15 protein-coding genes are annotated in these 15,724 nt (G+C 66.1%); 5 read left to right on the top strand and 10 right to left on the bottom strand.

All coding sequences use genetic code 11. From position 1 onward, the window contains the following. Window positions 1-17 precede the first annotated feature (17 nt). From LDO54_RS10445 to LDO54_RS10425, 5 genes are read left to right on the top strand one after another with little or no spacing between them, the layout of a single operon-like run. The gene (locus LDO54_RS10445) at window positions 18-911 is read left to right on the top strand and encodes a branched-chain amino acid ABC transporter permease (protein ID WP_224009913.1); all 894 of its coding nucleotides are present in this window, start codon (window positions 18-20) and stop codon (window positions 909-911) included. Beyond that, window positions 904-1,791, top strand: coding sequence for a branched-chain amino acid ABC transporter permease (locus LDO54_RS10440; RefSeq protein WP_224009911.1), 888 nt, complete (start codon window positions 904-906; stop codon window positions 1,789-1,791). Before LDO54_RS10445 ends, LDO54_RS10440 begins: the two co-directional genes overlap by 8 nt. Further along, window positions 1,788-2,570: an ABC transporter ATP-binding protein gene (locus tag LDO54_RS10435; protein WP_224009909.1), complete on the top strand. Its 783-nt coding sequence runs from the start codon at window positions 1,788-1,790 to the stop codon at window positions 2,568-2,570. The genes LDO54_RS10440 and LDO54_RS10435 overlap by 4 nt, the downstream gene beginning before the upstream one ends. Further along, complete coding sequence (locus LDO54_RS10430) at window positions 2,567-3,286, top strand: ABC transporter ATP-binding protein (protein WP_224009907.1); 720 nt, start codon at window positions 2,567-2,569, stop codon at window positions 3,284-3,286. The genes LDO54_RS10435 and LDO54_RS10430 overlap by 4 nt, the downstream gene beginning before the upstream one ends. After that, window positions 3,283-4,671: an MFS transporter gene (locus tag LDO54_RS10425; protein WP_224009906.1), complete on the top strand. Its 1,389-nt coding sequence runs from the start codon at window positions 3,283-3,285 to the stop codon at window positions 4,669-4,671. The genes LDO54_RS10430 and LDO54_RS10425 overlap by 4 nt, the downstream gene beginning before the upstream one ends. A gap of 26 nt (window positions 4,672-4,697) precedes the next feature. On the opposite strand, the gene oxlT is transcribed toward LDO54_RS10425, so the two are convergent. From oxlT to LDO54_RS10375, 10 genes are all read right to left on the bottom strand, one after another. Then, on the bottom strand, window positions 4,698-6,002 hold the full coding sequence (gene oxlT / locus LDO54_RS10420; RefSeq protein ID WP_224009904.1) for an oxalate/formate MFS antiporter: 1,305 nt from the start codon (window positions 6,000-6,002) through the stop codon (window positions 4,698-4,700). 119 nt (window positions 6,003-6,121) lie between these two features. After that, on the bottom strand, window positions 6,122-7,771 hold the full coding sequence (locus tag LDO54_RS10415; RefSeq protein WP_436975544.1) for a gamma-glutamyltransferase family protein: 1,650 nt from the start codon (window positions 7,769-7,771) through the stop codon (window positions 6,122-6,124). 134 nt (window positions 7,772-7,905) lie between these two features. Then, window positions 7,906-8,688 carry a GntR family transcriptional regulator gene (locus LDO54_RS10410; RefSeq protein WP_224009901.1) on the bottom strand — a complete coding sequence of 261 codons (783 nt, stop codon included), beginning with the start codon at window positions 8,686-8,688 and terminating at the stop codon, window positions 7,906-7,908. A gap of 89 nt (window positions 8,689-8,777) precedes the next feature. Then, on the bottom strand, window positions 8,778-9,470 hold the full coding sequence (locus LDO54_RS10405) for a pyridoxamine 5'-phosphate oxidase family protein (protein ID WP_224009899.1): 693 nt from the start codon (window positions 9,468-9,470) through the stop codon (window positions 8,778-8,780). Window positions 9,471-9,591: 121 nt separating this feature from the next. Then, window positions 9,592-10,614, bottom strand: coding sequence for a DNA-binding protein (locus LDO54_RS10400; protein WP_224009897.1), 1,023 nt, complete (start codon window positions 10,612-10,614; stop codon window positions 9,592-9,594). Window positions 10,615-10,702: 88 nt separating this feature from the next. Next, window positions 10,703-12,082, bottom strand: a complete 1,380-nt coding sequence (locus LDO54_RS10395; RefSeq protein ID WP_224010123.1) for an aspartate/glutamate racemase family protein — start codon at window positions 12,080-12,082, stop codon at window positions 10,703-10,705. Next, window positions 12,082-13,368, bottom strand: a complete 1,287-nt coding sequence (locus tag LDO54_RS10390) for a dicarboxylate/amino acid:cation symporter (protein WP_224009895.1) — start codon at window positions 13,366-13,368, stop codon at window positions 12,082-12,084. Before LDO54_RS10390 ends, LDO54_RS10395 begins: the two co-directional genes overlap by 1 nt. Window positions 13,369-13,509: 141 nt before the next feature. Next, window positions 13,510-14,427 (bottom strand): LysR substrate-binding domain-containing protein, encoded by a 918-nt coding sequence (locus tag LDO54_RS10385; RefSeq protein WP_224009893.1) that lies wholly within the window; start codon window positions 14,425-14,427, stop codon window positions 13,510-13,512. A gap of 80 nt (window positions 14,428-14,507) precedes the next feature. Next, the gene (locus LDO54_RS10380; RefSeq protein WP_224009891.1) at window positions 14,508-15,002 is read right to left on the bottom strand and encodes a DUF523 domain-containing protein; all 495 of its coding nucleotides are present in this window, start codon (window positions 15,000-15,002) and stop codon (window positions 14,508-14,510) included. Between the two features lie 3 nt (window positions 15,003-15,005). Continuing rightward, a complete protein-coding gene (locus LDO54_RS10375; protein ID WP_224009888.1) occupies window positions 15,006-15,635 on the bottom strand; it encodes a hypothetical protein in 630 nt (209 codons plus the stop codon). Window positions 15,636-15,724 lie beyond the last annotated feature (89 nt).

Genomic DNA, 15,724 nt, shown 5'->3' with positions numbered 1-15,724 from the left:
CTTCCACGGAGAACGCCATGCTGCAGTTCCTGCTCGACGTCCTGATCCGCACGTCCGACTTGCTGCTCGTTTCGATCGGACTGTCCACGCTTTACTCGCTGATCCGCTTTCCCAACATCGCCCACGTGCAATACGCGATGCTCGGCGCGTTCGCCTCGCTCGGTTTCGAGCGCGCCGGTCTGCCGTTCGTGCTCGCCGCCACCGCGTCGTGCGCCCTGGTCGGTCTGCTCGCGGTGCTGCTCAACGCCTTCGTGTTCGCCCGGCTGCTGCGCTCGGGCAGCGCGGTCGCGATGATCGGCTCGCTTGCGGTCTCGCTGATCGCGGTCGCGCTCGTGCTCGGTACCGCGGGTTCGCGTCCGCTCCAGTATTCGCAGGATCTGACGCCGCCGCTGCTGATCGGCGAGGTCGCCGTTTCGCACGCACAGCTCGACTCAATCGTCTGCGGCGCGCTGACCTTGCTGCTGTTCGCCGTGCTGCTGTATCGCACGGATATCGGCCGCTCGATGCGCGCGCTCGCCTCGAACCGCCCGCTCGCGCTCGCGACCGGCATCGACGCGCAACGCGTCACGAACATCATCACGTTCGCGAGCGGCGTGCTCGCGGCGCTGGGCGGCACGATGCTCGGGCTCACGGAAAGCGTGCACGTGAATCTCGGCAACAACCTGCTGATCCCCGTGTTTTCCGCGGCGATTCTCGGCGGCCTCGGCAATCCGCTCGGCGCGGCGGCGGGCGCGCTGCTGATCGCGCTCGCCGAAACCGTGATGCTCGACACCGATCTCGGCGCGCTGACCGGCCACGGTTCGCTGGCGTTTCCGGTCACCTACGTCAGCGCGGTGTCGTTCCTGATCCTGCTGGTCGCGCTGATGTTCAGGCCGTACGGGATCTTCGACCGGGAGGTGCGGCGTGTCTAGTTTCCTGATCCATCTGCTGACCTCGGCCTGCCTCGCCGCGATGATGGCGCTCGGGCTCAACCTCCAGGCGGGCTATGCGGGCATGGTCAATTTCGGCTTCATCGCGTTCGCCGGGCTCGGCGCCTACGCGGCCGGGATCGCGTCGCAACTGGACTGGCCGCTGCCCGCGGCCCTGCTGCTCGCGCTCGCGGCCGCCAGCGTGCTGGCCGTCGCCATCGCGCGGCTGGGCCGCATGTTGTCGTCGGACTACTGGGGCATCGCGACGCTCGCGGTCGCCGAAATCCTGCGCACCGTCGCGCTCAACGAGAGTTGGCTCACGGGCGGCGCGCAAGGCATCGGCGGCATCGCGCCGCTGTTCGGCGGGCTCGCCGCGCCGTGGGCCGATCTGGCGTTTCTCGCGGTCGCGGCCGGCTGCCTCGCGCTCGTCTATCTGGCCTACCGGCGCATCGTGCGCAGCCGCTTCGGCCGCGCGCTGAAGGTCATGCGCGAGGAACCGGCGCTCGCCGTCTGCTTCGGCTACGACCCGCTCTCACTGAAGACGCGCGCGAGCGTCGCGGCCGCGCTGCCCGCCGCGCTCGCGGGCGCGCTGCTGACCTGGTACATCAGCTACGTCGGCCCCGACACGATGCTCTCGTCCGAGACCTTCGCGCTCTGGACCATCGTGATGGTCGGCGGCCTGGGCAGCAATGCGGGCGTGCTGGTCGGCGCCGTGCTCGTGCAGGCGGTCTATTCGCTCGCGCCCTTCCTGAAGGACTGGTTCGGCGTCGGCAGCGATCTCGCGGGCGCCGTGCGGCTCGGCCTCGTCGGGCTGATGCTGCTCGCCTGTCTGCTATGGCGGCCACGCGGGCTGCTGCCCGAACGTCTGGAGGTCCAGCCATGAGCGCGCTTCTCGAACTCGACGGCATCGCCATTCACTACGGCGGCAATATCGTGCTGTCCGGGCTCGCGCTGACGGTCGGCAGCGGCGAGATCGTCGGCCTGCTCGGGCCGAACGGCTCCGGCAAGAGCACGGTGCTCAACGCCGTGACGGGTTTCGCGCCGCTCGCGAGCGGCGAGATCCGCTTCGACGGCCAGCGCATCGACCGGTTTTCCCCGCAGCGCATCGCACAGCTCGGCATCCGCCGCACGTTCCAGTTGCCGTCGATGCCCGCGCGCATGTCGGTGCTCGAACTGACGATGGCCGCGTCGTCGGAGCGTCACGGCATCGGCGCGGCGCTGCTGCGCGGCCCCGCGATGCGCGCGCTCGAACAGAAAACACGTGATCGCGCGAGAGCCTTGCTCGACGAACTGAAGCTCGCGGCGGTCGCGCATCTGCCCGCCGCGTCGATCTCGGGCGGCCAGAAGAAGCTGCTCGGCATCGCCTGCGCGATGATGACCGAGCCGAAGCTGCTGCTGCTCGACGAACCGACGGCGGGCGTCCATCCGAATCTGCGCGGCGAACTGGTGGCGGAACTGCGGCGCATTCACCGGCTCGGCGTCACGCTGATGGTGATCGAGCACGACATGCATTTCATCCGCGAGCTCTGCGACCGCTGCGTCGTGCTCGACCGCGGCGCGGCCATCGCCAACTGCAAGCCCGCCGAACTGGAGCGCAACCGGCGCGTGCTCGACGCGTACCTCGGCCGCGCGCACGGCCGCCGCTCCCTGGAGGCCTCATGATCGAAGTCGATGGACTCGTCGCCGGATACACGCCGGGCGTCGACATTCTGCATGGCGTGACGCTGCACGTGGGCGCGGTCGAGATCGTTTCGATCCTCGGTCCGAACGGCTGCGGCAAGTCCACGCTGCTCAAGGCGATTGCGGGCTTTCTGCTGCCGCGCGCGGGCACGGTGAAACTGCAGGGCGCCGACCTCGCGCGCGAGCCCGTGCATCGCAAGGTCCGCCTGCACGGCGTCGGCTTCGTGCCGCAGACCGACAACGTGTTCGGCGCGCTCACGGTGCGCGAGAACCTGATGCTCGGCGGCCAGGGGATGTCGTCGTTTCCGCGCGAGGCGCGTATCGAGGAACTGTGCGAGCAATATCCGGTGCTGCGGCGGCGCTACCGCTCGCCCGCCGCCGCGCTCTCGGGCGGCGAACGCCAGATCGTCTCGCTCGCGCGCGCGCTGATGCCGCGCCCCGCCATGCTGCTGCTCGACGAACCGTCTGCGGGCCTGTCGCCGAAAATGGTCGATGAGGTGTTCGACGCGATCGTGCGCATGCGCGACACCGAACACATCGGTGTCCTGATGGTCGAGCAGAATGCGATCGAGGCGCTGCGCATCTCCGACCGTGGCATCGTGCTGACGATGGGCCGCGTCGCGCTCGAAGGGCCGGCGGCCGATCTGCTCGACAGCGACGAAATGCGGCGGCTTTATCTCGGCGGGAGAGCGGCGTGAATCCGGTCTCGGCCGACACGGCAGAATCCCGCGCGGCGCTCGCGCCTCCGGGCGCGCGCCCGGCGACGATCATGGTGGCGCTCGCCTGCGGCTTCGTCATGGCGATGCTCGACGTCACGATCGTCAACGTCGCACTCAAGGCGATGCAGACGAGCCTCGCGATCTCGCTGACGACGCTCGTCTGGGTCGTCGACGCCTACGCGCTCAGCTTCGCCGCGCTGCTGCTGTTCGGCGGCGCACTGGCGAACCGTTACGGCTCGAAGAACCTCTATCTGATCGGTCTCGCGCTGTTCGTGGCGGCCTCGGCGCTGTGCGCGAGCGCCACCACGCCCGCCGCGCTGATCGCCGCGCGGCTGCTGCAAGGCGGCGGCGCGGCGCTGTTCATGCCGAGTTCGCTGAGCCTGCTGACGCTCGCCTTTGCGCCCGGCCCGCTGCGCACGCGCATGATCGGCATCTGGGGCGCGCTGGTGTCGGCGGCGATGGCGCTCGGTCCATGCGTCGGCGGCGTGCTCGTCGATGCGATCGGCTGGCGCAGCATCTTCTGGGTGAACCTGCCGGTGGGCCTCGCGGGCCTGTGGCTCACGCAGCGCTACGTGGCGCGTTCGCCGCGCCATACGGGGCCGCTCAACGGCGCGGGCCACCTGCTCGCCGCGCTCGCACTCGGCGCGCTGAGCCTCACGCTGATCCAGGGACCGAGTCTCGGCTGGACCTCGCCCGCGATCGTCGCGAGCGCGCTGACGACCCTCGCGGCCACGGCCGCGTTCGCGCTGCGCGAGCGTTTCGCGCGCCACCGCATTCTGTCGCGCGCGCTGCTCGGCGAACCGCGCTTCGTTGCGGGCAGCCTGCTCGGCCTCGCGATCAACTTCGGCATCCTCGCCGAGATCTTTCTGATCAGCCTCTACCTCCAGCAGGAGCGCGGTTCGAGCGCGCTCGTGACCGGCTTCCAGCTTTTCCCGCTGATGGCGATGTTCGGCATCGGCAATCTCGCTTCGGCGCGCGTGAGCCGGCGCGTCGGTCCGCGCGGCACGCTGCTCGCCGGGCTCGCGCTCGCCACGCTCGGCAGCGCCGCCCTGCTCGGCATCGACGCGCTGCCTTACTGGGCGCTCGCGGTCTGTATCGGCGTCGCGAACTTCGGCGCGGGCCACGCGATCCCGGCGATGAACCTCGTCGTCATGCACGCCGCCCGGCCCGAGGACGCCAATCTCGCCGCCGCGTCGCTGAACGCGAGCCGCCAGATCGGCTCGCTGATCGGCGTGGCGATTGCGTCGGTGGTCCTGCATAGCATCGCGGATTCGGGCCGCGCGACGGCGGCCGGATTCGCGATCATCGCGGCGGCGTATGCAGGCGGTTTCGCGATCGTGGCGCGCGCCATCAAAACCATCTGAGCGCGCGCCGTATCACGTGGGCCGTATCAGTTGGCCGCAACCGCCGCGCCCTTCTGCAGAAAACGCGCGCGCATCGGCTTGAGCACGAACAGCGCGAGCACGGCGGTGACGATATCGAGCGTGATCGCCGAGGCGAACACCGGCACCCAGCTGCCCGCGTGCAGATGCAGCAGCGCGGCGAGCGGCCCGCCGAAGATCGAGCCGATGCCCTGCGAGATATAGAGCCAGCCATAGTTTTCGGTGGCGTGACGCGTGCCGAAGGTATCGGTCAGCGTCGACGGGAACAGCGAGAAGATTTCGCCCCAGCCGAAGAACACCACGCCCGAGAGCAGCACGAACAGCACGGCGTTATCGCGCGTCAGCAGCCACAGCGCCATCGCCACGCCTTCGAGCGCGAATGCGAAAAACATCGTGTTTTCGCGGCCGAATCGATCCGAGACCCAGCCGAACAACGGACGCGTGAGGCCATTCGTGAAGCGGTCGATGGTCAGCGCGAGCGGCAGCGCGGCCATGCCGAACACCACCACTTTCGTGATGCCGAAATCGGCCGCGAAGGTCGCCATCTGCGACGTGACCATGAGGCCCGAGGTCGACATCATCGTCATCATGGCGAACATCAGCCAGAACAGCGGCGACTTCATCATCTGCGAGGGACGCAGGTTCGGCACATTGGCGGCAGCATGCGCCGCAGCAGCCGCGCCGGACGGCGCGACGTCGCGCGGCACGCGCAGGCCTTGCGAAGCGAGAAAGCCCACGACCGCGAACGCGATGCCGTAGATCCAGAGCGTGGCGTCGAGGCCGCGCGTCGCGAGCGAGGCCGCGATCGGGAACGTCGTGACGATCGCGCCCATGCCGTAACCGGCCGCCACCGCGCCCGCCGCGAAGCCGCGCCGATCCGGGAACCAGCGCACCATCAGCCCGACCACGCCGACATAGACGATGCCCGTGCCGAGACCGCCCACGAGACCGTAGGTGAGATAGAGCATCGACGTGCTCGTGACCATCGAGGCGAGCACCCAGCTCAGGCCCGACATCACCGTGCCGAGCGAGATCAGCAGACGCGGGCCGAAGCGGTCGATCAGCTTGCCCTGAAACGGCGAGAAGAAGGTCTGCAAAATGATCAGCAGCGAGAACGTGACCTGCAATTCGGGCAGCGGCACGCCAAGCTTCGCGGACAGCGGCTTGGTCAGCAGCGTCCAGACATATTGCGGGCTCGAAATCGCCATCATGCACAGCAGGCCGAGGCCGAGCTGGAGCCAGCGGTTATGCGTCGCGACGGCGTTCGCGCCGTCCGTGGTCTGAGCGTGCAGCGTCTGAGTGCGTGTGTTCATGTGTTTTCCCCGTTGAATGCGGATGAAAAAGGACGAGAGACGCCCTCCGGTTCGGCAAGCCGCCGAACCGGATATAAAAAAACAGTCGATCAGTCGATTAGGTGGAGCGCTGGCTTGCGCTACCAGCCCGCGGCCGCGCCGTCGCTGCGTGGATCGTGGCCCGCCTCGAACAATCCATTCGGATACCGAACGATTGCACCGGCATGCCCCATCGCTTCGTCATACGCGGCGAGCACTTCCACGTCGTGGCCCAGCGCGCGCAACGCGTCGACGGTCTCCGCCGGAAAGCGCGCTTCGAGCTTCAGCGAATCGGTCGACTGGCCCCACGTGCGGCCGAGCAGCCAGCGCGGCGCATCGATCGCGGCCTGCGGATTCCAGCCGTAGCGCGCGATGCGCGAGAACACCGCGCTTTGCGATTGCGGCTGGCCGTCGCCGCCCATGTTGCCGTAGACCATCGTGCGGCCATCGGCGAACTGCGCGAGCGCGGGATTGAGCGTGTGGAACGGACGGCGTCCCGGCATCAGCGGATTCAGCGACGCGGGATCGAGCGAGAAACTACAGCCACGGTTCTGCCAGTTGATGCCCGATTCCGGCAGCACGATGCCGCTGCCGAACTCGTGATAGATGCTCTGGATAAAGCTCACGGCCACGCCCTCGTTGTCGACCACGCCCATCCAGACCGTGTCGCCGGGACCGCGTCCGTTGCCCCAAGGCATCGCGCGCGACATCGACACCTCGCGCGCCATCGCGTCGAGCGCGGCGGGTGCGAGCAGCGCGTCGGGATCGACGCGCATATGGTCGGGATCGGTCACGTACTGGTCGCGCACCTTGAACGCGAGCTTGGTCGCTTCCACGCACGCGTGCACGAATTCGGGGCCGAGCGGGTCCATGCCGTCGGTGAGCACGCGGTCGAGCACGCCGAGAATCAGCAGCGAGACGAGTCCTTGCGTCGGCGGCGGCATGTTGTAGACCGTGCCGAGCGTGTGTTCGAGCGCGAGCGGCGTGCGTTCGCGCGCGCGATGGCGTTCGAGGTCGTCGAGCGTGATGAGCGTTTCCAGCGACGAGAGATCGCGTGCGATGCTGCGCGCGAGATCGCCGCGATAGAAGTCGTCGAGGCCCGCATCGGCGAGTTGTTGCAGCGTCGCCGCGAGCCGCGCGTTCGCGAAGCGCTCGCCGGTACGCGGCGCGCGCGCGTCGGGCATGAAGGTGGGTGCGAAGCCCGCCACGTTGTGCAGTTCCGCGCCCTTGCCCGCGACGCAATCGGCGTGGCTGCGCGTGACCGGCACGCCGTGCTTCGCGTAGTGAATCGCGTCTTCGAGCAGGCGCGCGACGGGCAAGCGGCCGCCGAGTGCGGCTTGCGAATAGCGTTGCGCGAAGTCCCAGCCGGAGACCGTGCCCGCCACCGTATTCGCGGCGAGCGGGCCGCGTGCGGGCACGGCGGAAAGACCGAGCGCGCGATAGGTGGCGATGTCGGCGCGCATCGCCGCCGCGCCGCACGCCTCGATGCCGATGGGCGCGTGGCCAGGACGCGAGATCAGCCAGAAGCCGTCCCCGCCGATGCTGTTCATATGCGGATACACCACGGCGATGGTCGCGGCGGCGGCGATCATCGCCTCGACCGCGTTGCCGCCTTCGCGCAGGACAGCGAGCGCGCTCTGCGAAGCGAGCGCGTGCGGCGCGACCGCCATGCCGCGCGAACCGCGCGTGGGATTCAGTGTGGGGGCTGCGTGGAGTTCAGCAAAGCGTTCGGCAGTGTGTTCGAGAGGCATCGACGTTTCCTTGTATACAACGAAAACGTTAATGCGAAATCCGTGCCAAGTCTTGGTAAAAACCCTGAGAATGCCGATTGGATAAGGCTTTCAGCCCGCCTACGCGGCCTTTCGCGGGCCGCCTCGCCGTGCCGTCAGGTGGTGCGCCGAGGCCGGGCTGGTGCGTGCGCAACGGCATCGCGCCCCGTCTCGGTGCGCACGGCGCGCAGCCGTTGCAGCGTGAGACCGTTGACGCTCGCCTGACTTCCGCCGATGTGACGCGAGACGAGTTCGACGCTCAATGCGCTGTCGCCACGGCGAATCGCGTCGAGAATCGCGGCGTGCTCGTCGTAGGTTTCGGCGATGCCGTCGCCGTGCACGAGATCGAGCCGCCGCACCACGCGGATGCGGTCGGTCACGCGCTGCATCGTCGCGGTGAGTTCGTCGTTGCCCGCCGCCGCGACCAGCGCGTGATGCAGCCCCTCGTCGAGTTCGACGAGCTTGCGGCCATCGGCGATGCGCTGCGCGCGCCCGACTTTCCAGATGCGGTCGAGCGCGTCGAGCAGCAGATGCAGCTCGGCTTGCGGCGCTTCACCGGAGCACAGCTTGCGCACCGCGAAGGTCTCGATCATCTGGCGCATTTCGTAGAGATCGTCGAAACGCTTGTTGTCGATCGGCACGACTTCCCAGCCGCCGCGCACGTAGCCCTGCATCAGCCCGTCGCTTTGCAGCCGCTGCAGCGCTTCGCGCGCGGGCGTGCGCGACACCGCGAAACGTTCCGCGATCGCGCCCTCGGTGAGCCGGTCGCCCGGCAGCAGGTGCATGTCGAAGATTTCGTTGCGCAGCGTGTAATAGACGCGGTCCGCCCGCGTCAGCGCGGCGTCTGGCGCGATCGGCGGACTGTCGTCGAGCGTGATGTTCAGCTTGATGTCGGGCATGGTCGGAGCTTATCAAAGGCGCATGCCCGGAAGAAAACAATTGCGCGGATGCGCCCGCTATCCAGCAGGCGCTGACTTCGTGCCCCGCTTCAACGCGACGTCACCGACGCACGCCGTGCCCACGCCTTCACATAATCCGGCTCGGATTCCTGGCCTTGCGCGCCCTCGACGCGCTCGGGCGGCAGCGGCGTGAGCGCCATCGGCAGCACGCCGGCCCAGACCGGCAACGCGAGATCCGCTTCGTCGTCGCTCGGACCGCCGGTGCGAATCTTCGACACGGCTTCATCGAGCGGCAGACGCAGGATCGTCGTCGCGGCGAGTTCGTTACGATCGCCGCGACGGACTTCATGCACACGGCCGCGCGCGATGTGTTCGAGAAACGCGTCGAGCGCGGCGGCCTTCTGCTCGGCGGGCACGACGTCGAACGCGCCGTAGATCATCGCCGAGCGATAGTTCATCGAGTGATGGAACGCGGAGCGCGCGAGCACGAGGCCGTCGAGATGCGTGATCGTCACGCAGCACTGCGCGCCTTCGGCGGCGAGCTTGAGCATGCGGCTGCCGTTCGAGCCGTGGATGTAGAGATGATCGCCTTCGCGCCAACACGCGGTGGGGATGCAGTGCACGCCGTGATCGTCGGCGAATGCGACGTGGCACACATAGGCCGCGTCGAGAATCGCGTACAGCGTGGCGGTCTCGTAGTCGGCGCGCTCGGCCATGCGGCGCACGCGCGTGCGCGGCGACGGCGGCGTGGTCTTGCTCGCGGCGTTATCGGTCTCGGACATCCTCGGCATCTCCTGGTTGCGATGAAATGCCGATCAGACTAACGAAGCGGTGGCTCCAGCGCTAGACCCAGAGAGTGCCATGCTCGTAGGGCCACGAAAAGCCAGCGCCTGCGTGGAGCAATTACGATTTCGCGGCGGTCTTGCGCGCGGGACGCAGCGGTTTCGCAGCGGCTTCGGCGGGTCGCCCGGCGCGGCGCGGCGCACGGCGCGCGGGTGTCGGCGCGCTGCCCGTACCGGGCTTGTTGCGGGCCGCGCTGAGTTCCTTTGCCTGCGCCGCATGCGTGGCGCGCAGCGCGTCGAGCCGCCCTTCGAGCACGCCGGCCTGATGCCGCAGATCGCCAAGCTGACCTTGCAGCGACTGAATCTCGGCACGCGCGCTTTCCTCGGCACGCGCGGCGCGCTTCGCGGCGGCCTCGCTATCGCGCTGCACGCGCGCCGCAGCCGCGCGCTCGCGCTCGATCTCCAGCAACGCGCGCTTTTCAGCGGCTTGCAGCCGCGTGTCGGCAAGCTCGGCGCTGGTGCGCAACTTATCGAGTTCGGCGCCGAAGTCCGCGCGCGCCTGCGTCAATGCGTTGTCCCGCTCGCGATTGCCCTGCTGAAGCCGCTCGACTTCGCCCTCCAGCGCCTCGCGCGTGGCCGACGCCGCCGCCTGCGACTGCTCCAGGTCCTGAATACGCACTTGCGCCGCGAGCAGGGCAGCGGTGCGCTGCTCCAGCGCGGTTTCGGTGCGGGCGAGGTCGTTTCGCAAACCGGCGACGGCGGCTTCGGCCTGCTGCCGCGCGGCCTCGACCTCCTCGCGCAGCGCCGCGAGCGACGCCTGCGCGGATGCCGTAGCGCGCTTCCAGAGCGCCCCGATCAGTTCGCCCGCCGCGCCTTGCAACTCCTCGGGCAAGTCCGCGTGCTCGATGCGCACACGGCTTTTCTCGCGCAACTCCGCCCAGAATTCGGACAGCACGGCCGTGGGCGTGCTCATGCTGCCGCGCCGAACGAGTTGATAAAGCCGGTTCGCGGTAGGCGTGACGCCGAAGCGGAAGAACAACAGCGCGCAGACTTCGCGATACAGCTCGCGCGTCTTGGGAAAGTCGGCTTTAAGACGCTCGATTTCCGCGGCGATGCGGACTTCGTCGGGGGCGATGTCGGACATGGTGAATTTTCACGGCTACGATTTGATAAATAATACTACGTAAACCGTCGACTTTCTACCTTATCCATCTAGAGATTTGACATTAACCTTATAATGTCGCTATCTGATCTCGATGCCCTTTCGCAAACTCGACACAGCGCTTCGCCAGCACATCCGTCGGGTCGATGAGCGTGACGCGCCCGCCTGCCGCCGATTCGTACGTCGCGCACGAGAGCAACAGCGGCAATTCGGTGCAGCCCAGAATGACGACTTCCACGCCCTCGGCAATCAAGCCATCCAGCGCGGCGCGGATATCGTCGAGACACGGCCCGGTCGTGAAGCCCGCCTTCACGCCCTGCTTGCCGTAAATCGCCGCCATCACGCGCGCCTGTAATGCGGCACCCGGCGCGACTTCGCGCAGCCCCTGCGATTCGAGCGCCTTTCGATAGACGCCGCTTTCGATCGTCCCCGAAGTCGCGAGCACGCCCACATCGCGCAGCGCAGGAAACGCCGCGCGCAAATAACGCGCGGTCTCGGTCAGCATATTGACGATGGGCACGCCGAGATGAGGCTGAATACGCTCGACGAATGCGTGCGCCGTATTGCACGGCATGGCGATGACGCCCGCGCCGCCCTCCTCCAGCCGCTTGCAGGCCGCGTAAAGCGAGAGCGTGGGATCGGCGCCGTCGCCGATCAGGTTTTCCGTGCGATCGGGAATTTGCGGATTCTGCTCGACCAGCATCTTGATGTGATCCTGATCGCGCGCGGCGGGCGTATTGCGCACGATCTTTTGCAGAAAATCGACCGTCGCCGCCGGACCGATGCCGCCGACCACACCTACTTTGACGTCGGGCGCCGGCCAATCGTGACGGCCTTCAATCGCATAGCGCGCGTAGGCGAGATTCACATCGATCATCGGGACGTTCGGCGCGGCCTTTTGGGCGTCGGCAAGCGAAACGGCACTCAGGTCGTGCACGATCACTTGCGCGCCCTGCTCGATCAGGCTTTCGCACGCGGCCAGCCAATCGTCGCGTTGATCGTCGCGTCGCTCGCTCTGTACGCGCGGATAAAGCCACGCAAATGGCGACTGCATACGCACGTCATCCGACATCAGCAAACCCACGCGCCTCACATCAGGAAACGATTCCAATACCGCAAACTGCATCGCCTCGAATTTGCCGAGCACAGCCAGACGCGTATTCGCCTTCAATTCATCGATCAACGCCTGATTCGCGAGCGACGGCAACAGCACCGTCGTCACGCCGCATTTTTCGAATTCACGTATCGTTTCGAATATCCGCAGTTTGCAATCCGATGAATCGAACGCTTCGAATGGCATCGGCAATTGGCGGAAAATCGCATCGAAATATTGCGCATCCGCTCGCGCCGCCGCCACCTTCGCCAGCACGCTATAAAACCGGGCGCTCGCGAGCGGCGCAGTCCCGCCAATCACGCCGAATTTCAGCGCCTTCAACCCTGCGCCTTGCATCACTGCGCGTCTCCCTGCGCTTGCGGAAACAGCGCTTGCGCAGGCGTCTCACGCTGCGGCTCACGCGCCGCTTCCCACTTCGCGATCACGGCGGTCGCCACGCTGTTGCCGATCACATTGGTCATCGTGCGGCCCATATCGAGAATCTGGTCGATCGCGAGCACCATCGCCACACCGGCGGCCGGCAGATGAAACATCGGCGCCACAGCGGCCACCACGACCACCGATCCGCGCGGCACGCTCGCCATCCCCTTGCTGCTCAACATCAGCACGAGCAGCATGAAGACCTGCTGCGAGACCGGCATCTCCACGCCAAACGCCTGCGCGATGAAAATCGCCGCGAACGCCTGATACATCATCGAGCCGTCGAGATTGAACGCGTAGCCCAGCGGCAGCGTAAAACCAACCACTTTCTTTTCCACGCCGAAACGTTCGAGTTGTTCCGTGAGGCGCGGATACGCCGCTTCGCTGCTCGCCGTCGAGAAGGCGATCATCGCGGGTTCCCGAATCACCTTGAGCAATGTCCCCACGCGACGTCCGAGAAACAGATAACCCACCACGACGAGAATCGCCCACAAAATCAGCAGTCCGAGATAAAACGAGCCGATCAATTTACCGTAGGTGTAAAGCACGTCGAGCCCACGCAGCGTCACGGCCGAGGCAATCGCACCGAACACCCCGAGCGGCGCGGCCCGCATCACGTAATTCGTCACGCGCAGCATGACCGGCACCATGCCGTCGATACATTCGATCACAACGGCCAGGCGCGACTGGCGTTTGAGCGCGCCGAGCGCGAGGCCGAGAAAGACCGAGAACACGAGAATCTGCAGAATGTCGTTGCGCGCCATGGCGTCGAGCAGACTCGTCGGAAACGCGTGCGTAAGCACGTCCTTGACGTTGAGCGCCGCCGTGTTGAGACCGGTGTCGACCTCGCCCGCGCCCGCCGTCATATGCAGCCCCGCGCCCGGTTGCAGCAGATTGGCGAGCACGAGTCCGAGCGCGAGCGAAATGAGCGACGCGCACACGAACCAGCCCACCGAACGCAAACCGATCCGCCCGACGTCCTGCCCGCTTTCCATGCCCGCCAGGCCCGAAACGAGCGTGACGAATACCAGCGGCGCGATAATCATTTTGATGAGCCGCAGAAAGATATCGGTGACGATCGAGAAATAACCGGCGATGGTCTTGGCGCTCGCGGCATCGACTGCATGCGTGTGGCACACGTAGCCGGCCGCCACGCCCAGCAGCATGCCGACGCCAATATTCAGAGTGAGGCGATTCTTCATATCCGTCCTTGAATGGCGCGCGACGAGGGCCGCGCAGTCAGAACGGATGGTAGGGAGCAGAAAAAAGACGTCGATGCCGGTCTGGCATATGCGTATGCGGAACTCGCATAACGCGGGAATACCCTGACGATCGGGCTTGCTTTATGCGTGGCCGCCTGGCGCCGCCGCGCGCAGATGCTGCCAGAGCGTGTCGAGAAACTCGCTGCGATTCGAGGCGTCGCGATACACGCGCAACTCCACGTCGAGATGCCAGGCGGACGGCCCGGCCGGCACCAGTTCGCCCTCGGCCAGTTCGCGCGCAATGGCGCTTTTCGGCAGCCACGCAACGCCCTCGCCTTGCATCACGAGTTCCTTGAGCACCGCCGCCATGTCCGATTCGTAGTGCAGGCGCAATAACGGTTTCGTGGCCGCGCGCCCAAGCAGCAGCGCCACGCACCGGCCGAAATAACTGGTTTCCGTATAAGCGATATGCGGTAAAGGCTGTTTCGCGGTGCCGGGCAAACGGTAAATCGGCGCGGACCGCGCATTCGGGCGGCTAGCGGGCAATAACGTGTCGATGCCCACGGTCACATGCTCGTATCGCGCGGGATCGAGATGGAGCGGCAGTTCGGGATGGTGATACGCGAACATGAGTTCGCAATTGCCGTTCACGAGCATCAAAATCGAATCGTGCACGTTGGTCGGCACCACGCGCGCGGGAATGTCGCCGACATGCCGCGCCAATTGCTTGAGCCACGCTGGCAGAAAATTCAGCGCAATCGTATGACCCGCCGCGATTTGCAGACTCTTGCCGCCAATCCGCTGCTCGGTGCGAATAATCGCGCGCGTATCGAAGAGTTTGCTGAGCACGTCGTCCGCTACTTCGCGAAACAATTGCCCGGCGGGCGTCAGAACAGGCGGAAAACTGCTGCGATCGATGAGTTCCGCGCCCACCCATTGTTCGAGCGATTGAATGCGCCGGCTGAATCCCGATTGCGTGACATTGCGAAATTCAGCCGCGCGCGAAAAACTCTGATATTGCGCGAGCGCGATGAAGTCCTCGATCCATTTGATTTCCATGCGCTGGGCCGGCGCGCCATTCGCCGCGTGCTGTGATTGAATCGCGCCATTGTACGCTCGCGTATTGGCGCGGCAATGCGCTAAGCGGTTTGCGCGAGACGCGCCGCGAGCGCGTCGATTTCCGAATCGGCGAACACTTCAATGCCGTGCGCGCGCAGCAATGCCGCCGTCACGCCCGCACCCGCCAGCTTGCGGCCCGCGAATGTGCCGTCGTAAATAAAGCGGCTGCCGCATGAGGGACTGCCGTCGATCAGCAGCGCAAACCGGCAATCGTGTTCGCGCGCGAGATCGAGCGCCGCCTGCGCGCCCGCGATAAAGAGCGCGCTCACATCGGCGCCGTGTTCGTCGATCACGCGCGCGGCGCCCGCGAGCACCGCGTCGCCCGATTGCGCGAGCGCGATTTCCGCGGCGGGGCGCGGCACCGGAAATCCCCCGCTTAGTTCTGGACAGATCGACACGACGCGGCCTTCGCGCTGCCAGGCGTCGAGCGTGGCATGCGCCAGCGTTTTCGCCGAGCCGTTGTAACGCACGGGACGCCCGAGCAAACAGGCACTGACCAGAATCTTTTGACTCATCGCTTATTCGAGCAGCGCGCCATCCATTTCATCGATCGATTCGCCGTCCGCACGCGCCACGCGTGCGTAAAGATCGTGCCAGTCGACCGCAAGCAGCGGCGCCGTCAAATCGCCGCGCGCGCGATAAGCGAGAAAGCGCATCCAGCCGTCGAGAAACACGCCCACGCCCGGCATCAGCAAACACGGCGGCCGCGCGACCGTGGGATAGCGCACGGCGTTTTCTTCGAGTGCGGCGCGCAATTCCAGCGATTCGGCACCGCGCGGACTCTGATCGGCCATTTCCGTGCGTACCGCCGCATCGACAATCGTCATCGGCAATTCAACATACGCAACGCGCACTTCCCCAATTGTGCATTGTGTCGATTTTGTGGATTTCGCGCCCGGTTCAATCATGCACAGTCGATTAAATACGACCGTTCGCGCCTGAAGCGGTAATGCGTTCAATGAAGTGGCGCCATGCCGGAGCGCCTCGCGGAAAAGCGGATAACGGCCCAACCAGGGATCGATTTCGGACATGCATGACTCCGGCGCCAGGCCGCGAATGCTGCGCCATGAAAATGCGCGCGCCAGCGGGCCTGGTTCTCTCAGGTTATTTTGTCCGAAAACTATAACGTTGCGTCTTGCATAGCACAAGGGAAAGGTTCCGCATCACGCCTTTTCATGCATTCTTCATAAAATACACAACCGGAATTATTTTCGATTTTTTTCTGCCGGGAAGCCGA

The organism is Paraburkholderia tropica, from assembly GCF_914484835.1.
Taxonomy (GTDB): Bacteria; Pseudomonadota; Gammaproteobacteria; order Burkholderiales; family Burkholderiaceae; genus Paraburkholderia; species Paraburkholderia tropica_A.
This window is presented reverse-complemented; position numbering and strand designations above follow the sequence as displayed.